This is a genomic window from Paenibacillus sp. RU5M (genome assembly GCF_900221055.1).
Classification (GTDB): domain Bacteria; phylum Bacillota; class Bacilli; order Paenibacillales; family Paenibacillaceae; genus Paenibacillus; species Paenibacillus marchantiae.
Genome location: NZ_OBQM01000023.1, coordinates 39526 through 62216, shown reverse-complemented (window position 1 = coordinate 62216; position 22691 = coordinate 39526). Strand labels below are relative to the sequence as shown.

The window sequence follows — 22691 nt, the reverse complement described above, 5'->3', positions numbered from 1 at the left end:
AAGTCAAAATTAAAAGGCATGAGCCCGGTACAATACCGAATTCATGCCATACAGGTTGCATAAAAATATTTGTCTAACTTTAAGGGGTCACTTCATTTACGGCACCCTGGTTTTTGTTTTTCAATTCAAGTCGGGTCAGGAATTTGTTTTTCTTCCCACGGCGCAGCACGACAAGTTCGTCAGATAGTTATGCATCTTGCCACTTAAAGACTCTGTGACTGTATAAAAGCAATCAAGTTGTCTCCTAATACAAAAAGAACGGCATCTCTGCCGTTCTTGATGGACTCTCAGGGACTCGAACCCTGGACCAATTGATTAAGAGTCAACTGCTCTACCAACTGAGCTAAGAGTCCATATGATGTTCTTGTATGGAGCCTAGGGGGATCGAACCCCTGACCTCATCGCTGCCAGCGATGCGCTCTCCCAGCTGAGCTAAGGCCCCAAATTATGAATGTAACAAGTTGTCCAACACTGCAATGCTCCGCAGGCGACTCCTATATCATATAAAATACAGCTTTTGCTGTCAACAACTTTTTCTTGAAGCTAAAGTGATTGGAGAAGAACAACCTTTTTACTGGAACACACAGATGGTAACCCCAGAATGCTCTTCCCCTTTTACCCGTTTCACTAATCCTCGTTGTTGTCTTTGGACAATAAAGATTTCAGTTCTTTCATGAACATATTGATGTCTTTGAATTGACGGTACACCGAAGCAAAGCGCACATAGGCTACTTCATCCACTGGAAACAGCTGTTCCATCAGCAGTTCGCCAATCTGACGGCTCTCTACTTCTGCATCGGCTGTATTTCGCAGAGACTTCTCTGCCTCAGATACCATCATTTCCAGTGTCTCCACAGAGACCGGACGTTTCTCACAAGCCCGAATCAGGCCACGGAGAATCTTGTCCCGGCTAAATTCCTCACGACTGCCATCTTTCTTGATGACGATCAGCGGTGTTTCTTCCACCATTTCAAAAGTTGTAAATCGACGGCTACATTGCTCACACTCACGACGACGACGAATCGATTTCGATTCATTGGCCGGCCTTGAATCAAGCACCTTTGTGCCCAGGTAGGCGCAATAAGGACATTTCAAATCAGATCACTTCCCACATTTTACTTTTTACCAGAAATTGCCTGCATGCATTTAGTTATGAAAATCGTATTGCCGACACATAATACTTTTACCAACCGCGAGGAGGTGAACAGCAATGGCACAAAGCAATGGTAACTCCAACAACCTGGTGGTAACTAAAGCTTCCGCAGCTCTCGAACAACTGAAATATGAAGTTGCTCAAGAACTCGGAATCAGCATCCCACAAGACGGATACCAAGGTAACATGACTTCTTACGAGAACGGTTCGATCGGTGGATACATCACGAAGCGTCTGGTAACAATTGCAGAACAGCAATTGGCAGGTCAATACCAATAATATCTGCATCGTAATACGGTACACAGAGGAGCATGGAGCGGCCGGTGAACAACCGGCCTGCTCGGTGCTTCTACTTATTTTAGAGCATGAATCCAAAGTGTCTTAACTTAGAACGTATTATAGATCTTTACATATTGATTATAATAATAAATGACGCGTTGTACATAGTGCCGGGTTTCACCAAACGGAATATCTTTGACCGTCTCGAATGAACCGTCCCATACGCCATCCCTTAACCATGAGTTCACTTTACCTGGACCTGCATTGTAAGCAGCAATCATAGCCGCTTCATTCCCGTCAAATTGATCTGACAGATTACGTAGATACCAGGTGCCCAGCTGGATATTCCTTTCAGGCTCGTGCTTCAATTCTTCCAATGAGGTTCCCGGAATTTTGGCTTGCTCCATAATCCAGTTCGCGGTGTCAGGCATCAGCTGCATTAATCCGATGGCACCTCTCTTGGATTCCTTGCTTGTCTTAAAATTGGTCTCCACCTTGATGATGGAAGCGATGAGAAACGGATCAACCTCATAACTCTGAGACTGGGCCCGAATCTCTTCCTTATAATGAATCGGATAGAACCATGACATCCAATTGGTATTCAGGAACAGCACCAATACAAAAGACACAAACATCAACAACAGTACCCGTTTCTTACGCAGCAATCTCATATTAGGCCCTTACGATGCAAAAATGAAATGAGTTGCTGCTCCGTCTCTGACCACAAGCCGCTGTTATCGATAACCACGTCAGCACGCTGCTTCTTATCTTCAATATCCATCTGCACGTCTATACGGGCATCTGCCTGTTCTGCCGTCATTCCATCCCGGCTCATCAGTCGTTCTAGCTGCACTGACCTCGGAACGTAAACAACCATCACCTCTTCGAAGCCATCCTCCAGCCCTGACTCGTACAATAACGGAATATCCGATACGACCAGCTTGTCCGAATGTTCAAGCTCGTACAGAGCAGCGCGCTCGCGCATCTCCTTGCGGATCGCTGGATGTGTAATAGCCTCAAGTGCCTTACGTTCCTCTGGATTCTGAAAAACAATACTGCCAAGCTTTTTCCGATCCAGTGTTCCGTCCTCATTCAATATGGCTTGTCCGAACCGCTGAACAGCCGCAGCCAAAACGGGATGCCCGGGCAGCATTACTTCCCGGGCAATCACATCTGCATCAATGAGCAACGCTCCCTTACTGGCGAGAAAGGCGGACACGCTGCTTTTGCCTGTCGCGATCCCGCCGGTTAAGCCAATATTCATTATTTCACCTCACAACAACTTCATTATTCCCATAAACATTAATAAAAGCGCAGGTAACACAGATAATCTTCGCATCCACCGCAGAGCAGCAAAGCGCAACCCAACTTTCATGCCCAGTGACAGAAATGCCCCACTAAACAACGCAATAACTAATGCTGTCCACAAAGTCGGAAATCCCAATAATGCTGCCCCTAATCCTGCACCAAAAGCATCCAGAGAAAGGGCTATCCCCAGCCACATCGCTTCTTGGACGGATATACTGCCCGAGTTATCCATATCCGCCTTCGAGGGACTACGCAGGATCTGAATAACCACACCCAGCTTCCGCAGCTCAAGTGTAAAGACCATTCGTTCCAGAGATCCTCCAGAAGCAGATGGCTCAAGCTCCAGCGCGAGCACCTGATTCCTGCCCTTCGACTGAGCTTCTGGTGAGGCTTGCGTACTACTGCGGATTGTTCCTGCTCCTGCTCCTGTTCCCTCACCCACTCCATTGTCCGTTTCCAGCTGTTCCTTGCCCCGTTTTCGAATGAGTTGCAGCAACGACCATGCGCCAATACCGATCAGAATAACCGCTCCAACAATTGAAGCCACGTCCGGAGATACGACATGAGACAGAAGCACACCTACTTGCATCGATAATGCAATAACCAGACCCGAACAGATGGAAATGACGACAATGGATAACAGCGGAATTTTAGTTCTCCGCAGCCCATATGTAATCCCGACTCCAAAACCATCTAAACTAAGCGCCAAAGCAAGCGCCAGTAATGAAATAAAATGATGCAGCACCCCGGATTCCTCCCCTGTGCGGAACTCGTTCCAACTGGCGGCTGCCAGTATGGGTATACGCCCGCTTATTTCTGCCATATCAGTATATGGAGGGAGGAATCCAAGGGTGCTACAATTTGACGATTTCGTTCATGCTACCAAACCCATCAACGATTTAGAGCAGCGGTTGACAGTTTGGACAGTAATGCGTGCCCCTACCACCTACAACACTCTTCTCGATTAATGTGCCACACGTTGCACAAGGTTCAGACTTGCGTCCATATATTTTCAACTGATGCTGGAACATTCCCATCTCGCCCTGTCCATTGACATAGGACTTAATGGAGGAACCTCCTGCATTCACCGCATCCTGGAGCGTAACCACGATCGCTTCATGCAGCACGGTTAACTGGGCTTCGGTTAATGTCTTGGCAATGGTTTCTGGATGAATTCCAGCGCGGAACAAGGCCTCGTCCACATAAATATTCCCGATGCCGACCACATATGCCTGATTTAACAAGACGGCTTTAATTTTGGTCGTGCGTTTGCCAACAGCATCACGGAATGCAGCTACAGTAAACGCAGGATCAAGCGGCTCCAGCCCCAGTTTTAACAAAGGTTTGGATACCAGTTCCTCCCCTGCATTGAAGAGATGCATTGTACCGAATTGACGGACATCCTTGTAACGTAATTCTGTACCATCGGTAAAGTGAAAGATAACATGGGTATGCTTCTCCACTTCCTCATGCTGTTGGTATACCCCGTACCTGCCTTCCATCCGCAGATGGGAGACAAGCACCAGCCCGTCCAGCAAAATACGCAAAAACTTGCCTCTGCGCTCCACACCGATCACGGTATGTCCCTTAAGTTCCATTGCAAATGCATCTATGTCGTCCGGCCGCTGAATAATCCGCGGCAAGCTAACGGTAACGGAGTCAATGGTCTTGCCAACAATAAGTTGATTCAATGTTCTTCTGACTGTTTCGACTTCCGGTAATTCCGGCATGATGTTCTCACCTCCCCTATATTATAACGGAAGATGGCGCTCAGCGGGACCCCTTCTTGTGTCGAAAACAGTTGAAAAATATTTTGTAAAATAACGGAAAACCCGCTTGGGATCTATTATTTAGCCTCGTACCAGTTTTCTCCGTAGCTGACTTCCGCTTTTAGCGGCACTGACAGCTCCAATGCTTTTTCCATCACCGAAGGAACCAGCTCTTTCATCAGTTCCATTTCATCCGCAGGCACTTCGAATACAAGCTCATCGTGCACCTGTAATAGCATGCGGCTCTTCAGCTTGCGTTCACGCAGTGCTTCATCCATCTGTACCATGGCAAGCTTGATGATATCTGCCGCAGTTCCCTGGATCGGTGTATTCATTGCTGTCCGTTCCGCAAAGGAACGCAGGTTAAAGTTGCTTGCATTGATTTCTGGCAGATAACGACGGCGTTCCAACAACGTTTTGACATAACCATCCTGACGGGCTTCCTTCACAATATCATCCATATATCGGCGCACACCCTGGAATACTTCAAAGTATTGATCAATGAACTGTGCTGCCTCTTTCCGCGTGATGTGCAGGTTCTGAGACAAACCGTAGTCGCTGATCCCGTATACGATACCAAAGTTAACCGCCTTGGCAGAACGACGCATGTCTCCATCCACCTCTTCTGGCTTCACGCCAAACACATCTGAGGCCGTCTTCGTATGGATATCCATGTCCTGGACAAAAGCTTCCTTCAGCCGCTCATCATCTGAAATATGTGCAAGGACGCGCAGTTCAATCTGCGAATAGTCTGCTGCCAAAATGGACCACCCTGGTTCGGAAGGAACAAATACCTTTCTGATTTTACGGCCTTCCTCCATCCGAATCGGAATGTTCTGCAAGTTCGGGAACTGGCTGCTAAGACGTCCAGTAGCCGCAATCGTCTGACGGTAAAACGTATGCACCTTGCCATCCTTATCTGAAATCTCTTTGAGCAGTCCTTCTACATATGTGGACTGCAACTTGGCAAGTTGACGATATTGCAGAATATGTTTGACTACATCATTATATGGAGCCAGCTTCTCCAATACTTCGGCATCCGTAGAGTATCCTGTCTTTGTTTTCTTCACCACAGGCAAACCGAGTTTATCAAATAAAATCTCACCCAGCTGTTTCGGTGAATTCAGATTGAATTCCGTACCGGAAAGCTTGTAGATTTCCGCCATCAACCTACTTATATTTTCTTCGAACTCACTACCCAAAGCCTTCAAATCTGCCGTATTAGCCTTAATCCCCTGTTTCTCCATATCTGCAAGAATACGTGACAATGGCATCTCCAGTTCATGGAAAAGTGCGTTCATCTCATTACTCTCCAGTGCCTGCTCTTGGAGTGGAATAATGGCTGCTACTGCCGCCGCTTTACGACATAGAAAATCGCCCAATATATTCGCCTCAGGCACTCTGTATTTTGCACCTTTGCCCATAACCGAATCATCCTCCACGAGGGAAGGCAGACCATACTTCGTGGTCAGGCCGCTAATCGTCTGATTCGATTCAGTTGGATCAAGCAAATAGGCAGCCAATTGCACATCAAAGGACGCTCCAGCAAACTCAATGCCATGCGCATGCAGTGCCAGATCAACACGATGTAGATCATAACCACGCTTGGGTTGATCTGCATTGCCGAGCCATTCTCGTACTGGGGCAGCTGCATCTGACTGGAGCAATTCGGAAGACAGGAATGTATAGGTTTCGGCTGAACCAACAGCAAGTCCAATGAGTTTCGCCTGATGCGGGTTATCACCATGTGTCTCCACATGCAGCACATCAATGGATTCGAGTGAACTGAACAGTTCACTAATCGTTTCTTCTGTTGCAATGGAGGATTCCACTACGGCCGCCGGAACGGCTTCCTGTTCAGAAACTACACTTGCACGGAATGACAGGCGCTCTAGCAAAGACTTGAATTCGAGCTTGGCCAAAGCCGGACCTGCCAGTTCCTCTTTTAAGCCAGCAAACTGCATATCTTCCCAAGTTTGTTCCAATGGAACTTCACGGTGGATCGTGGCAAGCTGCTTGCTCATACGTGCATCTTCGGCGTGAGCCTCAATTTTTTCTTTCATTTTGCCCTTTAGCTCACCTGTGCCGTTAAGAACTTCCTCAACCGAACCGAACTGGTGCAGCAGCTTCAGAGCCGTCTTCTCTCCAACACCAGGAATGCCCGGAATATTGTCGGACGCATCGCCCATCAGACCTTTGAGGTCAATGATTTGCAGCGGGGTCAGACCATAGCGCTCCTTGATCTGAGCGGGATCGTATAGCTCAATCTCGGTTACCCCTTTGCGCGTAAGCCCGATATGCACATGTTCAGAGGCAAGCTGCAGCATATCTTTGTCACCTGACACAACGAGAACCTGTCTTCCGGCTTCATCCGCACGTTTCGTTAATGTTCCGATAATATCATCCGCTTCAAACCCTGCAAGCTCAAACTGGGCAATCCCGAAGCCCTGAAGCAGCTCTTTCAGCAGCGGAAATTGTTCCGACAACTCCGGTGGTGTTTTCTCCCGACCACCCTTATACTCCTGGTAACCTTCGTGTCGGAACGTAACTTTGCCTGCATCAAATGCCACCATCACATGTGTCGGTTTATGTTCTTCCAGCAAGCGCAGCAGCATCGTGGTGAAGCCGTACACCGCATTGGTGTGCAAGCCTTTCGAGTTAGTTAGCGGTGGCATTGCAAAAAACGCCCTGTAAATAATGCTATTTCCATCTATAAGAATAAACTTGTCCATTCCAGCACCTCGCGTATCGTATGGTCAATCCTTCAATCACATCTACTCTCATGATACCATACACACCTGTTACAACAAAAAAATTAGTCATCTTTATAGGCCATGATCTGGCCTGCAAAAAAAGGAACTCCCTCCGCGGATGACCTGTTCACAGGCCGCCCGAGAGAAAGTCCCTTCATTTCGCTACGAATAATACCCCAATTCCACTAAAAACGGTTACCTATTGATTCAAATCAGGGCGTTTTCCTGTTACCAGATACACCGTGCTCTCACCAATGTTTGTTGCGTGGTCACCAATCCGTTCGATATAACGTCCTACCAACATCAAGAGCATCGCTTGGGAAGCCTTATTTGGATGGTCTGTCATAAACGAGTAGAGGTCACTGATCATATGACTGTACAATTGGTCAACCTGATCATCGGTCTGAGCCATTTTGTAGGCCAGATCCGTATTTTCTTTCAGGAAGGATTCAATGGATTCCTCAATCATGGACTTCACGATTTCCGCCATTCTTGGAATATCCACAAGCGGTTTAATGAGCTCCTGCCCATCCATACGAAGGGTCACTTTGGCCACATCCAGCGCAAGGTCACCCATACGCTCCAAGTCACTTGAGATTTTGAAGGCAACAATAATGCGTCGCAAATCCTTCGCTACCGGCTGTTGTGTAATGATGAGCTTGGAACCCAATTCCATAATCTTGTCTTCCAAGGCATTCAGATTCGCATCATTCTTGATGATGACCTGAGCTTTCTCGGCATCCATCGTCTGTAAACTTTCAATAGCACCATCCAACGCTGTGCCAACATGCTCACCCATTTGCCGAAGCAGTGTGCGCAGTTCCTCAAGCTCCTGATCAAATTCTCTTCTGCGAATCATAGATTCCATGTCCTCCTTATCCATCATCTCCGGACACGCCGGGATCGTTCGAACTCAGCTAGCTTATCCGAACCGTCCGGATATATAATCCTCGGTTCTGGAATCTTGCGGTGTGGAGAACAATGTTTCTGTATCCGCTGCCTCCACCACTTCTCCGTTCAGGAAAAATACCGTACGACCCGATACACGAGCAGCTTGGTGCATGTTGTGGGTTACCATTACAATTGTGTATTTGTGGTGCAGTTCCTTGACCAGTTCCTCAATTTTGAGCGTTGAGATTGGATCAAGTGCAGACGTTGCTTCATCCATCAGCAGTACGTCAGGCTGCACGGCCAGAGCACGTGCAATACAGAGGCGCTGCTGTTGTCCACCGGAGAGACTGAGTGCCGATTTTTTGAGCACATCCTTCACTTCATCCCACAGTGCAGCATGAACAAGACTCTGCTCAACCAAACGATCCAGTTCGGCTTTTTGCGTCACCCCATGAAGTCGTGGTCCGTAGGCCACGTTATCGTAGATCGATTTTGGAAAAGGGTTAGGCTGCTGAAATACCATTCCGACCCGCTTGCGCAGCGTCTCTACTTCAATCTCATTGCTATAAATGTCGGAACCGTCCAACATAACTTGTCCTTCCACACGTACGCCTGGAATCATGTCATTCATCCGATTCAATGTACGAAGCAAGGTCGATTTACCACAGCCCGACGGACCGATAAACGCGGTAACTGTCTTCTCCGGCAGGTCCATCGATATATTTTTAAGCGCGTGATGCGTATCATAGTATAAATTAAGTCCTTCAATGTGAATGAGGTCCTTCATGGATGTTCACTTCTCCTTCGCGGCAGGGACAACCAGATTCCCTTACGTAGACCGATGCCAATGATTGAACTTGGCTCTCGGTCATCTATAATATCCTACCCTCTCATTGTAAAAACAGTATCACTTTCATGTTAACGGAATGTAAAAAGAGACATCTTTCACACCCATGACCCTCCTATCCGATCATTGTGTATGAATGATGCCCAGCCTATCTTCGTTTAGTCATACGCCCGGACCATATCTTCCAGTCTCTCCCGAATGTGCTCGGCCAATTCTCCAGCCGTTTTGCCTTCCTTCGCGATATCCTCTGCAATATGGGACATGCCTGCTACAGCCGTGTTCAGCTGTTTGAATGCAGCCCCTCCTTCGTTTACATGAACGGAGCTGCTGTCAATCTCTGCCGCGCTTGCTCTCACCAGTTCTACAGTCTGTCTGGTCAATCCTCCGATATCATCCAGTAAAGAGGACATATTTCCCGCAACCTCACGGGTCTGCTTGGCTAGTGCACGAATCTCACCAGCAACGACCTGGAAACCCCGTCCGTACTCCCCCGCATGTGCCGCTTCGATGGAAGCATTCATAGCGAGTAACCCACTTTGGTCAGCCAATGAACGAATGGAACGTGCCATCCCGGAACCCATGTCGATAGAGCTCAGCATGTCATCGGCGTGTTTCTGCTGACCCTCCATATGCTGATATACACGGTTATAGGAAGCATCAACCTGACTGAGACTGCTCGCTCCCCGTTCGGACAACTGCATGATCTGAGACGCTTCTACCCCAGCCTTTTGAGCGGCTTGAACCAGTTTGGTGACGGAGTCGTTGATTCTCGTTATTTCCTGTCTGCTCTGTGTAATAATATGTACACGTTCTTCTGAAGCCACATGCTGCAGTTTACGGGAAAGGGACATAACATCCCTCATCGTCAACACACCCAGCAATCGGTCTTCTTCCGTAACGATCAAACAATCGTAGAAATATTGCTCACTGCGTGCAAGAGCGATGTCAATAATCGCGGTCGCTTCTGCGTGCACATCGACAATAACAGGAGAAGAGTCAGCTGCGTGTACAACCGGCTTACGATAGAAAAGATCTGCCGCGAAGCGTCCATTCAACATTCGGTATAATGTCTCTCGCATCAACAAACCTAATGGCCGCATGTGATCATCACATAATACAATACACGGATATTCCTGATCCTGATTGAGCAGGCTTGCCGCTTCCCCGCAGGTAGTGTGAACGTCAACTACAGGTATTTGACGGCAATAGTCCCGTAATGAAATTACATTCTCTTTGGTGACCCCAATTTCATCTTCATCTTTTTGTTCTCCCATGGGAGCTACAACTTGTTCCTGTTGCGTATTTATCATTTCTTCGGGCTGGTCGGGCTTCACTTCGAGCAACATGGGCATAAATGCGCAATCTCCTTTACGTATGAGCTCCGTCCTGAGGTGGAATATATAGGTATAAAGTATCACTCAGACAGCTTCATCCTACTCCCTATACGTAAAGGAAAATAATTGTTTATGTTAACGGAATGTAAAAAAAACTCCCCGATCATTGTTAACTTGAATGATGGGGAGTTTTTCTTTTTACAACCAATTTATAACCTACACCGCGAATCGAATCAATGTGAACCGATTCCGGGTCCAGCTCCAACTTTTTCCGCAATGAACTAACATGAACGTCCACCGTGCGCTGTCCTCCGATATAATCGAAGCCCCAGACCGCATTCATCAGATCATCCCGTGTAAGCACAACACCCGGCTTCTTGGCCAGATAAAGCAGTACCTCGAACTCCTTGGGACGAAGACTGATGGATTGTCCACCCAGTGTCACTTCATACTTCAAAGGATAAATCTCAAGCTCTCCCAGAATAATACGGGAACCATCTTTATCCTCTGGTTGCGGCAAATCTTCACCGTTCGAATAACGTCTTAACACTGCATCTACGCGAGCAAGCAATTCGGATACACCAAATGGCTTCGTAATATAATCATCGGCCCCTGATTTTAAGCCTTGTACAACTTCGGCTTCACCGTTTTTGGCTGTGAGAATAATGACCGGTGTGCTAACACCCTGAATTCGTAACTTATTCAGAATATCCAGACCGTTCATTCCAGGAAGCATCAGATCCAGCAGAATCAGATCAAACTCCTGGGACAACGCCCGATCATAACCTGAAGATCCGTGATCCTCAGCAATAACATCATAGCCCTCTTGTGTCAGGTTGTACGTAAGCAATCTTGATAATGTTGGTTCATCTTCAATAACGAGCAAACGCTGCGCCATGATACCCCTTCTCTCCTATAGGTTGTCTGTTGCCACAACACTTTCATTATCATAGCACCTAATTGTTAACTCTGTGTAAAACAGCACATTCCTTTTACATTTCACTTCCATCGCACTAGATTTCTTCATCCTGAATTAATGGAAGGATAACACGAAACGTAGTCCCCATGCCAAGTTCACTCTCTACAGACAGTTTGCCATGGTGCAATTCTACCAGATGTTTCACAATTGAAAGTCCAAGTCCAGTGCCTCCCGAATTACGGGATCTGCCCTTGTCCACCCGATAGAAGCGTTCAAAAATCCGCGGCAAATCTTTCTTCGGAATACCAATTCCTGTGTCGGATACTGCAAATACAACTTCTTCTTCGTCCTCATTATGTTCAACCGACACTTGTAATTTTACCCGTCCGCCCTCAGGAGTGTAATTAATGCCGTTGGATAACAGATTAATAAAGATCTGCTTCATTTTATCCTCATCAGCTTCAATATACAATTCTTCGGGAACATTCATCTCCAGGCGAATCTCTTTCTTCTCAGCCACCTTGGACAGGGTACCTAGAACCATCTCGAAGAACGAATGCACATGCACTGGTGAACACTGCAGGGGAGCCCGTTTGGACTCAATTTTGGACAACTCCAGAATATCTCCGATTAATCGATTCAGTCTGTCACCTTCATCATAGATAATCTGCAGGAATGAACGCTCCGTCTCTTTGTCCTGTACCCCGCCGCTGAGAAGCGTTTCGGCAAAACCTTTGACCGCGGCCACCGGCGTTTTGAGTTCATGAGATACATTCGCGACGAATTCACTGCGCATTGATTCCAGCCTGCGGATTGCTGTTACATCCTGCAGAAGGAAGAGCATCCCCCGATAAGCGCCGTCATCTTCGGACATCGGTACTCCATCAATACGAATTAATTTTTCGACCGGATTGAACACACTTACTTCTTCATGCATCGGTTCTCGCAATGCAACACTCTCTTCAATCGTGCGTGTCAGCTCATAATGCCGCTTCAATTCAATATATGGTTTGCCAGTAACCCGTTCTGCCTGAATGCCAAGCATACGCTCCGCTTCCCGATTGACCAGCGCAATAGATTGACCAGCATCGATCATTATAATGCCGCCCGTCATGTTGGCAAGCACACTTTGCAGCAGCGCTTCATTATCCCTGATCGTCTTCAGTTGCATCTGAAGGCTGTCTGCCATTCCGTTAATGGCAAGTCCCAGTTGACCGATCTCATCATTACGAGTTACATCCACTCTAGCATCATAATCCAGCTTGGTGATCCGGTGAGCCACCTTCGTAATATGCTCAATGGGCGATGTCAGTCCCCGCGCAACCCGGTAACTTACCAGAGCCACAATCAGGAACAGAAGGCCCAAGGTGAAGAACATCAAAATCCAGCCCTGCTGAAGACCCTGATCAACAGCTTCAAGACTCATGGATAGTCGAATGTAACCATCAAATTTCCCACTGGGTAACTCGATCATGTCGCTTTGATCCGAATTCACAGGAAGCGCCACATACAGCATGTCCTGCCCTAATGTTGCACTATAACGAATCGACTGACCATAATTTTGCCCAACCGCTTCTTTAATCTCCTGACGGTTCAAGTGGTTGTCCATCGAATTGGGATCGCTCTCCGAGTCGCCAATGACCGTTCCGTCTTTATTGATAAAAGTTACCCGTGAATCCGTCAGTCGATCCAGCTCAACCGCACGTTCTGAGTAATATTTCTGTGTCTCTGCATTTTTTGGATTGGTTGCATCATGGAACGGGAACGTTGCTTTTAGCAAGTTGATCTCACGCACCATCGTTTGCTCCAGTGCATTAATGTGAGTAGTCTTAAAAACTCTGCCCATCGTATACCCCGCCACAATGACGGAAATACCGATCAGCACCATCATAATGATGGCAAGGCGAATTCGGAACGGTCTCATCTATCTCTTCCTTTGTTATAAAATTAATAATTACATATCCATTTCTATTCGATCACCACGAGTGGTGGGTTGTGAAATGACAAGAAACTCTACGTCTGCTTCGCCCCGATTCTGCATCTGATGTGGCATGCCCGACGCAATTTCTATCCCTTCATGGAGTTCAAGCACAAACTCTTCCCCGTTAAGTTCCATACAAGCCTCACCGCTAAGAATAAAGAAAAACTGACGACTTATCGAATGGTAGTGCCGGGTTTCAGAAGTTCCTGCAGGCATACGTTCATGAATAATGCTCAGTGTTTCATCTTGAACGAGATGCCAACCATCGCACTGTCCACCCCATATATAGTGTGCCGCATTTTGTTTGCTAATCTTCATGTGACCGCCTCCGAAGCTTACTTGTCGGTCTATATCATATCACAGATAGCATGGAGACCCTGCCATTTTTGATTAGCAGCACGCGGCGTCAGTTCTAGAACTATCTCCAGGCAAGCCTAATGATAAAGTATCATGGTTGCATCAACGCCGATCCCGACTTTTGTAAACTGGATCAAAATCATATCTCTTCCGCTATATGCTCATTAAAAAAAGACGTACCGACCAGTCATGCTGGTAACGATACGCCTTCGTTTGAAATACGTCGTCAATGGATTATCCGTTGACCACTTCGCCGCCATTAACGTGCATCACCTGACCGCTCACGTAGGAAGAATCATCCGAAGCGAGATATACGTAAGCTGGAGCCAGTTCATTCGGTTGCCCTGGACGTTTCATCGGCTGAGTAGCACCAAATTCACTCACCTTTTTCTCATCAAATGTGGATGGAATGAGCGGGGTCCAAATTGGCCCTGGAGCAACAGCATTCACACGAATTCCCTTCTCCACAACATTCATCGACAAAGAGCGTGTAAAAGAAGTGATAGCTCCTTTCGTAGATGAATAATCAATTAACGTCGGATTTCCGCGATATGCGGTAATGGAGGTTGTATTAATGATTGTACTGCCTTTCTTAAGATGTGGCAGAGCAGCCTGTGTAATATAAAACATGCCAAAAATATTTGTGCGGAACGTACGCTCCAGCTGTTCTGGAGTAATATCCTCCAGCTGCTGCTGGGGATGCTGCTCCGCTGCATTATTCACGACAATATCCAGCTTGCCTAGTTGATTCACTGTCTGCTGCACGGATTTCTTGGCAAAGGCATCGTCACCAATATCACCGGGAATCAATATGCATTTGCGTCCTTCCTGTTCGACCTGACGCTTGGTCTCTTCTGCATCCTCATGCTCACTCAGGTATACAATCGCTACATCCGCGCCTTCCTTCGCATATGTAACGGCAACAGCACGTCCAATTCCACTGTCTCCACCCGTGATCAGAGCAACCTTATCTAACAATTTACCAGCTGCTTTATATTCAGGTTTCTCAAACTCTGGTTTGGGGTGCATCTCCGATTCGATACCCGGGCGCTGATCCTGATGTTGGGCAGGCATCGTCTTTTTGTTTTGTGTGTCGGTTGACATCTGGCATTTCTCCTCTCAAAATGGAATGTCCTGATTCAGATTCATTCTGTAGGATGGCATGAACAATACAGATTAATCCCTTTTCCCATGCTCATGCTCCAAAGTCACTGTCTCTTGCCTCGATACATACTTACCACTCGCTTTTGGCCGTTAAACAGAAAAATTCCCAATACTCTAATGGCTGTTTCTTTATCGTTTCTCGCAGACATGCTGTCAACTGAGGCAAAGCCGCATTGAATTCGACCTATTATGCCAATCATTCGAAAATTTTATCGAAATTGAACGGATTCACCAACCAAATTGTATTCCTATGCCGTATGGGCTGATGTACAATGTACAGTATACAGATAAGCTTTAAATAAAATTAATCCAGTTTGGATGAAGCGATGTCATGCATTCATGCTTCCCAACTAAGCAAATATTCTGATCTAATATGGAGACCAAACCCATGGAATCGCACATTAATTCTTATATAACACTTGTAGCAACTTCAGCTGTGCTGAATGTTTTTCTGTGTTTATATACTTATGTTAGAAGAGCAGAAATCCCCAGTTCGAAAATATTCATTCTCTATACAGCAGCTCTGTCGGTTTACACCTTCGGTTACGCGATTGAACTCGCCAGCAATACACTGGAGCAGATGAAATTCTGGACGGTCATCGAATACATTGGTATGCCTTTCTCCGCCTCTCTTGGGCTGATGCTCATGATGCAATACACGGGTAAAAAATTATCCAAAAAAGCTTCTGCTGCACTGTTTGTAATCCCTTCCATTACCTTGTTCATGGTGGCAACAAATGATTTACATCATCTTTTCTATAAAAGAGTATGGCTAAGAGAAGACAGTTCCGTCCCTCTAATGGATATTGCCGTAGGGCAATGGTACGTTGTTCATGGCGCATTCACCTTTTCCTGTCTGTTATGTGCCTGCCTTATTCTCGTCGGACAATGGAAACATACCAAAAAGATGTATCGTCGTCAGTTACTCACACTGATCACTTCACAGCTTATTCCCATGGTAGCGGCCTTTGTGTATTTACTTGGTCTGACCCCAGGTGGTATGGATCCAGTTCCGGTTCTCATGTGCATTACATCCGCAATGTATATCTGGGCTATTCTATCCTCCCGACTGCTAACCATCGTACCTATCGCCAAGGATAGTATCTTTGAGAGCATGCGTGAAGGTGTTATTGTGCTGGATAGTTCCAATCGCCTCGTCGATTACAACAAATCTCTGCGTGATATGCTCCCAGAACTTGATTTCAGCATGGTGGGTCAACACCTTAACGATGTATGGCTGTCGCTTGCCGGTGAGACCTTTCCAGTGGAATATGGCCGAGAAGGTCTGCAAACCGATCTGTACTGGCAATTGAACGGAGAGACCGTCTGTTATCAGGTGAGAACCTCTTATGTGCATAACAAAGAAGGACAAGCCGTTGGCACACTGATTATGCTGATTGATATTACAGAGCAACGTTTCCTACAAGAACAATTGAAGCAACTGGCTTACTTCGATGGTCTCACCAAAATATATAACCGCACGCAGTTCCTGCTTAGAGGTCGAGAGATACTGAGTGAAGCCCAGCTTAATCTGCGGCCGACGGCCTTTATATTATTTGACATTGATCATTTCAAACGAATTAATGACACCTATGGACATGACGTTGGGGATCAGGCCATCATTCATGTGGTCTCTGTATGTAATCGTTATCTGAATTCGGAGATGTTGTTTGCACGTTATGGAGGAGAGGAGTTTGTTATCGCGGTACCCAATGCCTCCCTCCAAGACGGTGAGCAGCTTGCTGAGAAGTTACGCGTGGCTTTGTTGAATGACCCGCTGGAGGTACAAGGTACTCGTATTTCACTGACTTCAAGCTTCGGAGTGGCACAATATAATGGAGGGTCCGATTCTCTGGAATCCTTGCTTCGTGATGCCGATACGGCACTATATGAGTCCAAGCGTAACGGTCGTAACACCGTATTTGCCCACGCTGTAAGCTTGGGTTAACTAAATGTAGCGTTTAACTACGTGAGCCATATATGCCGTTATTTCAACACTAGCACCTTGATGGTTGTCAGACATCACCCCAGACGGAGCGAACAAAAATAGACAGCCTCTGGGCTGTCTATTTCAATACGGTTCAAGACCTTACTTTCTTATTCAGCTTGTCCCAACGTTTGAAGTGCAAACGCTTTAAGTTCAGCTCGCAAATAAAACTCGTTCGCAGCTATTGTTAGATCACTTGGTTGTTCACCATCAGATACACCATAATGAGCAGGAATACGGCAAGCAATGTGCTGAACGTACGAATCTTACTTTGTTCTGCACTGACATCACGGTTGCTTTTCACAGCCTCTGCTGCCAAGCGTAACGGTTTACCCATAATGCCACCGATTGCTGCAATAGCCAGCAACAGAACCACTACCACGCCCATCCACAGATAGGAATACTCACCCTTGGTCATCAAGTAACCACCCGTAAGAAGCTGAATTACAAGTCCGTACTGTGCGATACGGTTTAATGAACGGAGCGATGCAAATGCTCCCTCTTGAGCGGCAGCACTCAATGTACGGATTTTGCCCACAACGAATGGCAAGATCAGATAGAAGCCCATCGCCAGTGCTCCAATAATATGGAGCAAATACATAATCATTGTCAAAATGTCCATCCTCCTCAAAAATTTCAGTCAGTGTGCTATACATCACATCTCATTATACTGGGGAACTTATCCAAAGAAAAGAAAACCTCCGGATGATCCGAAGGTTTTCTGTCTGTTCCTGTCAAAAAGTTTTCAAACTTACAAGTTAACTACTGAAATGACGTTACGAACCGAATCCGCAGATTTGTCGAGTCCCGCTTTTTCTTCAGCAGTCAGTTCCAGTTCAAATATTTTCTCAATTCCGTTACCACCCAGAACGGTTGGCACACCAAGGAACAAGTCGTTGTAGCCATATTCACCTTCAAGGTAAGCAATAACCGGAATGATTCGTTTTTTGTCTTTCAAAATGGCTTCGGTCATTTGCACCAATGAAGCTGCTGGTGCATAATATGCGCTGCCGTTTCCGAGCAGGTTAACGATCTCACCCCCGCCAACACGTGTGCGTTGTACGATGGCTTCAATGCGCTCTGCCGGGATGAGGGTATCGATTGGAATACCGCCAACGCTGGAATAACGAACGAGTGGTACCATATCGTCTCCGTGGCCGCCAAGAACGAATCCACGGACGTCTTCAACCGATACATTCAGCTCTTGTGCAATGAATGTGCAATAACGTGCAGTATCCAGAACACCGGACTGGCCGATTACGCGGTTTTTAGGGAAACCAAGCGTCTGATAAGCTGCATATGTCATTGCATCTACCGGGTTGCTTAGAATAATGACGATGGAATCAGGGCAATATTTTTTCACATTTTCACAAACAGACTTCACGATTCCTGCATTCGTGTTGACCAGATCATCACGGCTCATACCTGGTTTACGGGCAATACCTGCCGTAATAATAACAATCTCCGAACCTGCAGTATCCTCGTAGTTGGAAGTACCGACGATATTGCTGTCGAAGCCCTGAACAGGACTAGCTTCCCACATGTCGAGCGCTTTACCTTTAGTCGGGTTTTCCAATTGCGGAATATCAACCAGAATAACATCCCCGAGTTCTTTTTGGGCAAGCATCAAAGCCGTTGTAGCTCCGGTAAATCCGGCGCCGACTACTGTGATTTTTTTGCGCTGAATAGTCACGATTCACATCTCCCCTTACAGGTTTTTAATGATTTGATCAGCAAATTCAGAACATTTCACTTCAGTAGCGCCGTCCATCAGACGTGCAAAGTCATAAGTAACTGTTTTGTTGTTGATGGATGTTTCCATACCTTTGTAGATCAGGTTAGCCGCTTCTTGCCATCCCAGGTGCTCAAGCAACATAACGCCGGACAGAATAACGGAACCAGGGTTCACGACATCTTTGTCTGCATATTTAGGTGCAGTACCGTGAGTAGCTTCGAAGATAGCATGTCCTGTTACATAGTTGATGTTCGCTCCTGGAGCGATACCAATTCCGCCAACTTGTGCAGCCAGTGCATCGGACAGATAGTCACCGTTCAGGTTCAACGTTGCGATTACATCGAACTCACCTGGACGAGTCAATACTTGTTGCAGAGCGATATCGGCAATAGCATCTTTCACGATGATTTTGCCAGCATCTTCAGCTGCTTTTTGAGCTGCATTAGCTGCATCCGTACCGTCTTTTTCTTTAATGATATCGTATTGTGCCCAAGTGAACACTTTGTCAGCGAACTCGTCTTCAGCAACTTCATATCCCCAGTTTTTGAAGGCACCTTCTGTAAATTTCATGATATTACCTTTGTGTACCAATGTAACGCTCTTACGGTTGTGATCGATGGCATATTGTACTGCTGCACGTACCAAACGTTTGGAACCTTCGGAGGAAACTGGCTTGATACCGATACCGGAAGTTTCAGGGAAGCGGATTTTGTTTGCACCCATCTCCTGTTGCAGGAATTGGATTACTTTTTTCACTTCTTCTGAACCTTCTGCGTATTCAATACCCGCATAAATATCTTCCGTATTCTCACGGAAAATGACCATGTCTACCAACTCAGGACGTTTAACCGGAGAAGGTACACCATCGAAATAACGAACAGGACGCAAGCAAGTGTACAGATCCAGTTCTTGACGAAGCGCTACGTTCAGGGAACGAATTCCGCCGCCAATTGGTGTAGTCAATGGTCCTTTGATCGCTACGATATACTCGCGAATAGCTTCAAGCGTATCGTTTGGCAGCCACTCCCCGTATGTATCGAATGCTTTTTGTCCAGCAAACACTTCATACCATGCGATTTTTTTGTTGCCGTCATATGCTTTTTCAACAGCTGCATCCAATACACGTTTGGAAGCTTTCCAGATGTCACGGCCTGTACCGTCACCTTCGATAAATGGAATGATCGGGTTATTAGGTACTTGCAGTGTACCGTTATCAATTTGAATTTTTTCGCCTTCAGTTGGGTGAGCAAATTTTTCTAATTTCATTAGTATAATTCCTCCTTGGGTTTCGTAGATGCAGTATGATAACACACCGCTTGTCTTATTGGAGGAAGGGTTATGAACGTGCTGCTAATTTCAGCCAACATGTTACACCCCTTCACCCCGTCCTTTTTATTATACTGGTTTTGATGCCATTAGCGAAGTTCGATTGAAACGTACTTCTGATCTGTTGGGCCTGTGTACTCGGCACGCGGACGAATAATACGGTTATCCGCAAGCTGTTCCAGAATATGAGCAGTCCAACCTGATACCCGGCTAATCGCAAAGATCGGTGTAAACAGGACCTCTTCAATACCTAATTGGGTATATACGGAAGCGGAATAGAAATCTACATTTGGTTTCAGACCTTTTTGTCCTGTCACCAGTTCTTCGATCTTCACTGACATATCGTACAGGCGTGTATCGTTGTTCATTTCACCCAGTTCCTTGGACATCTTTTGCAGATGTTTCGCACGTGGGTCTCCATTTTTGTAGACACGGTGTCCAAAGCCCATGATCTTCTCACGGTTGTTCAATTTTTCTTGAATAGCTGCTTCCAGACGATCAGGTGTTCCAATCTCATTCAGCATTTTCATAACGGCTTCATTTGCACCGCCATGCAATGGCCCCTTCAATGCGCCAATCGCAGAAGTTACTCCCGAATAGATGTCGGAAAGCGTAGCTACTGTTACACGTGCTGCAAATGTAGAAGCGTTCAACTCGTGATCCGCATGCAGGACAAGCGCTTGATCAAGGGCTTTAACAGCGGTCTCGGCTGGTTGTTCTCCAGTCATCATATATAAAAAGTTTTCTGCGATGGAAGCGCCTTCTTTTGGAGCCACAGGTTCTTTGCCCTGACGGATACGGGCTATGGCTGCCACAATGGTTGGCAACTGCGCTTGCAGCTTAACCGCTTTGTTCTCGTTCGCTTCCGCTGTCATCTCGTCAGCCTGCTCATCGTACAGAGCCAGTGCGGATACCGCGGAACGCAGTGCTGCCATGGTACTCATGTTTTTCGGATACAATTGGATTTGTGCAATCAACTCGCTCGGAATCGGCGCGTAATCGCTCAGGCTTTTGCGAAGGGATTTCAGTTCATCCGTAGTTGGCAATTTACCAAACCACAGTAAATAGGCAACTTCTTCAAAGCTTGCATGTTCTGCCAGATCGTCAATATCGTAACCACGGTATGTAAGCACACCGTCTACAATGGAGCTGATCGAAGAGGTTGTTGCAACGATGCCTTCCAGACCTTTGGTAGCTGTCATATTACATCTCTCCTTTAATAAACGAAATCAAGAACCCATCCAGAGTGTCATCTACGTGCTCAAACGCACTCGTCCTTCTTTTGTAACCATTTACATTTTAAAATTAATAAATACCTCAATATCCGGTTTTCATATCTGTCAATCGGTATTTCCTTATCTCATCATACTGGATTTTGTCGTTTATGTGAACATGATGCGAGGTCATCCGCACATCAAACTTCTTTATCGGACTGATAAAGCATTTTTGAAAACCTTTACAAAAACAAGGTTGACATTTTATTCTTTTTATATAAATCCGTGCTATAAATCAAGTTTTTATTGCTATATTTTGTGAACATGAGGCATACTCTAGGCAAAAGAAAAGATATAATTCGACGACATCCTGGCGTTTCAAATCAGTGTATTTGCTCTATATTAACTAGATAGCTTCCTATGCTTCCTTCGTGGTAGCTTGAAATGGAATAAGGAGAGTTGATGCTTGGATAGAATCATAATGAAACGCCTGTTGCGCGGCTTATGGGTGATTATTGCGACCATACTCATTGCCGTTGCTATATACCTGCTGTTCCCGCTGTTATATCCTTTTGCCATCGCCTGGATTATCGCTTATGCGATGAACCCTCTGGTGAAGTTGCTTCAATACAAGGCCCGATTTCCCCGCTGGCTGGCTGTAACCTTATCACTAATCATTTATTTCGGGGCCATTGTCGTCGTATTGTCTGCTGCGGTAACCCGTATGGTAAAGGAAGTCATTTCACTAACGACGAGCTTCGACCTTCATGTCGATGAGATTAAGGCTACGTTCATCCGTTGGACCCAGAATGACACGATTCAGAGTTTAATTGGACAGATCAATGAATTTTACAAGGAAAATCCCAACTATCAGGAGACCATTAACAGCAATATTAGCAAAACAACCGAAACGGTAGGTACAGCTGTAACGGACCTGGTCACCGGATTTTTCAACATGATCCTGAACCTGCTCACTTCTCTCCCCAATATGGGAGCCGTATTAATCGTGGTTCTGCTGTCAACTTTCTTTATAAGCAAAAGTTGGACCAGACACAGCATTACCGTATCGGGCTGGGTACCCTCATCCATTCGCAAACCGATTACCGACATATGGAATGATCTGAAAAAAGCCCTGTTCGGTTATGCACGAGCCCAGTTGATCATGATCTCCATCACCGCATTATTTGTCATGATTGGATTGCTTGTGCTCCAGGTTAAGTCTGCCTTCACGATTGCATTGCTTATCGGTCTGGTGGATCTGCTTCCTTATCTCGGCGTTGGCCTGGTGATGGTTCCCTGGGCAGCATACCTGCTTATGAATGGAGACTTGTACCTGGGAATCGGCATCAGTATTGTATATCTCATTGTGCTGATTGCTCGCCAAATCATTGAACCCAAAGTGCTTGCCAGCAGTGTCGGGTTGGATCCTCTGGCCACATTGGTTGGCATGTTTGTCGGATTGAAACTGTTCGGTGTACTCGGTTTGATCATCGGCCCTGTCAGCCTCGTTATCCTTGATGCATTTAATCGAGCGAACGTGTTCCGTGATCTCCGAACATATATTATTAACGGACGTGTCCGATGAAATCATGATTTCTGCTTTCTGTCATCCGCATATAATCAAGACTAAAAAAGGCACCGCTCATCAGACTGAATCTGATGGTGGGTGCCTTT

20 protein-coding genes and 2 tRNA genes are annotated in these 22691 nt (G+C 46.2%); 3 read left to right on the top strand and 19 right to left on the bottom strand.

The window, feature by feature from the left end; all coding sequences use genetic code 11:
• Positions 1-280 precede the first annotated feature (280 nt).
• The 3 genes from CRO25_RS32200 to nrdR all read right to left on the bottom strand — a co-directional run bounded on the left by CRO25_RS32200 (position 281) and on the right by nrdR (position 1095).
• Positions 281-353 (bottom strand) — tRNA-Lys (locus tag CRO25_RS32200).
• A gap of 16 nt (positions 354-369) precedes the next feature.
• Positions 370-442: transfer RNA gene (locus CRO25_RS32195), tRNA-Ala, on the bottom strand.
• Between the two features lie 185 nt (positions 443-627).
• Complete coding sequence (nrdR, locus tag CRO25_RS32190; protein ID WP_063568108.1) at positions 628-1095, bottom strand: transcriptional regulator NrdR; 468 nt, start codon at positions 1093-1095, stop codon at positions 628-630.
• A gap of 115 nt (positions 1096-1210) precedes the next feature.
• On the opposite strand from nrdR, the gene CRO25_RS32185 reads away from it, so the two are divergent.
• Positions 1211-1432 (top strand): alpha/beta-type small acid-soluble spore protein, encoded by a 222-nt coding sequence (locus CRO25_RS32185; RefSeq protein ID WP_053783555.1) that lies wholly within the window; start codon positions 1211-1213, stop codon positions 1430-1432.
• Between the two features lie 107 nt (positions 1433-1539).
• On the opposite strand, the gene CRO25_RS32180 is transcribed toward CRO25_RS32185, so the two are convergent.
• The 12 genes from CRO25_RS32180 to CRO25_RS32125 form a co-directional block, all read right to left on the bottom strand.
• The gene (locus CRO25_RS32180) at positions 1540-2103 is read right to left on the bottom strand and encodes a lytic transglycosylase domain-containing protein (protein WP_063568107.1); all 564 of its coding nucleotides are present in this window, start codon (positions 2101-2103) and stop codon (positions 1540-1542) included.
• Positions 2100-2696 (bottom strand): dephospho-CoA kinase, encoded by a 597-nt coding sequence (gene coaE / locus CRO25_RS32175; RefSeq protein ID WP_079697698.1) that lies wholly within the window; start codon positions 2694-2696, stop codon positions 2100-2102. Before coaE ends, CRO25_RS32180 begins: the two co-directional genes overlap by 4 nt.
• Before the next feature lie 9 nt (positions 2697-2705).
• Positions 2706-3485: a manganese efflux pump gene (locus CRO25_RS32170; protein ID WP_063568105.1), complete on the bottom strand. Its 780-nt coding sequence runs from the start codon at positions 3483-3485 to the stop codon at positions 2706-2708.
• Positions 3486-3639: 154 nt separating this feature from the next.
• Positions 3640-4470: a DNA-formamidopyrimidine glycosylase gene (mutM, locus tag CRO25_RS32165; protein WP_063568104.1), complete on the bottom strand. Its 831-nt coding sequence runs from the start codon at positions 4468-4470 to the stop codon at positions 3640-3642.
• A 116-nt stretch (positions 4471-4586) separates the two neighbouring features.
• The gene (gene polA, locus CRO25_RS32160; RefSeq protein ID WP_072733975.1) at positions 4587-7241 is read right to left on the bottom strand and encodes a DNA polymerase I; all 2655 of its coding nucleotides are present in this window, start codon (positions 7239-7241) and stop codon (positions 4587-4589) included.
• A gap of 220 nt (positions 7242-7461) precedes the next feature.
• A complete protein-coding gene (gene phoU, locus CRO25_RS32155; RefSeq protein ID WP_063568102.1) occupies positions 7462-8121 on the bottom strand; it encodes a phosphate signaling complex protein PhoU in 660 nt (219 codons plus the stop codon).
• 63 nt (positions 8122-8184) lie between these two features.
• Positions 8185-8940: a phosphate ABC transporter ATP-binding protein PstB gene (pstB, locus tag CRO25_RS32150; protein WP_063568101.1), complete on the bottom strand. Its 756-nt coding sequence runs from the start codon at positions 8938-8940 to the stop codon at positions 8185-8187.
• 218 nt (positions 8941-9158) lie between these two features.
• Positions 9159-10352, bottom strand: coding sequence for a methyl-accepting chemotaxis protein (locus CRO25_RS32145; RefSeq protein ID WP_079697697.1), 1194 nt, complete (start codon positions 10350-10352; stop codon positions 9159-9161).
• A gap of 151 nt (positions 10353-10503) precedes the next feature.
• Entirely contained in the window at positions 10504-11232 is a 729-nt protein-coding gene (locus tag CRO25_RS32140) for a response regulator transcription factor (protein ID WP_053783546.1), read from the bottom strand.
• 115 nt (positions 11233-11347) lie between these two features.
• Positions 11348-13177 (bottom strand): two-component system histidine kinase PnpS, encoded by a 1830-nt coding sequence (gene pnpS / locus CRO25_RS32135; protein WP_064639306.1) that lies wholly within the window; start codon positions 13175-13177, stop codon positions 11348-11350.
• A gap of 30 nt (positions 13178-13207) precedes the next feature.
• Positions 13208-13552 carry a cupin domain-containing protein gene (locus CRO25_RS32130; protein ID WP_079697696.1) on the bottom strand — a complete coding sequence of 115 codons (345 nt, stop codon included), beginning with the start codon at positions 13550-13552 and terminating at the stop codon, positions 13208-13210.
• Positions 13553-13825: 273 nt separating this feature from the next.
• Positions 13826-14695: an SDR family oxidoreductase gene (locus CRO25_RS32125; protein WP_079697695.1), complete on the bottom strand. Its 870-nt coding sequence runs from the start codon at positions 14693-14695 to the stop codon at positions 13826-13828.
• A 448-nt stretch (positions 14696-15143) separates the two neighbouring features.
• On the opposite strand from CRO25_RS32125, the gene CRO25_RS32120 reads away from it, so the two are divergent.
• Positions 15144-16703: a histidine kinase N-terminal 7TM domain-containing protein gene (locus CRO25_RS32120; RefSeq protein WP_079697694.1), complete on the top strand. Its 1560-nt coding sequence runs from the start codon at positions 15144-15146 to the stop codon at positions 16701-16703.
• Between the two features lie 226 nt (positions 16704-16929).
• Here CRO25_RS32120 and CRO25_RS32115 read toward each other — a convergent pair whose 3' ends face one another.
• The 4 genes from CRO25_RS32115 to citZ all read right to left on the bottom strand — a co-directional run bounded on the left by CRO25_RS32115 (position 16930) and on the right by citZ (position 21005).
• Positions 16930-17355: a hypothetical protein gene (locus tag CRO25_RS32115; protein WP_090808739.1), complete on the bottom strand. Its 426-nt coding sequence runs from the start codon at positions 17353-17355 to the stop codon at positions 16930-16932.
• Between the two features lie 138 nt (positions 17356-17493).
• A complete protein-coding gene (gene mdh / locus CRO25_RS32110; RefSeq protein WP_072733980.1) occupies positions 17494-18435 on the bottom strand; it encodes a malate dehydrogenase in 942 nt (313 codons plus the stop codon).
• A gap of 15 nt (positions 18436-18450) precedes the next feature.
• Complete coding sequence (gene icd / locus CRO25_RS32105; protein ID WP_063568094.1) at positions 18451-19743, bottom strand: NADP-dependent isocitrate dehydrogenase; 1293 nt, start codon at positions 19741-19743, stop codon at positions 18451-18453.
• 149 nt (positions 19744-19892) lie between these two features.
• The gene (gene citZ, locus CRO25_RS32100) at positions 19893-21005 is read right to left on the bottom strand and encodes a citrate synthase (protein ID WP_063568093.1); all 1113 of its coding nucleotides are present in this window, start codon (positions 21003-21005) and stop codon (positions 19893-19895) included.
• A gap of 478 nt (positions 21006-21483) precedes the next feature.
• On the opposite strand from citZ, the gene ytvI reads away from it, so the two are divergent.
• The gene (gene ytvI / locus CRO25_RS32095) at positions 21484-22602 is read left to right on the top strand and encodes a sporulation integral membrane protein YtvI (RefSeq protein WP_063568092.1); all 1119 of its coding nucleotides are present in this window, start codon (positions 21484-21486) and stop codon (positions 22600-22602) included.
• The last annotated feature ends 89 nt before the right edge of the window (positions 22603-22691 follow it).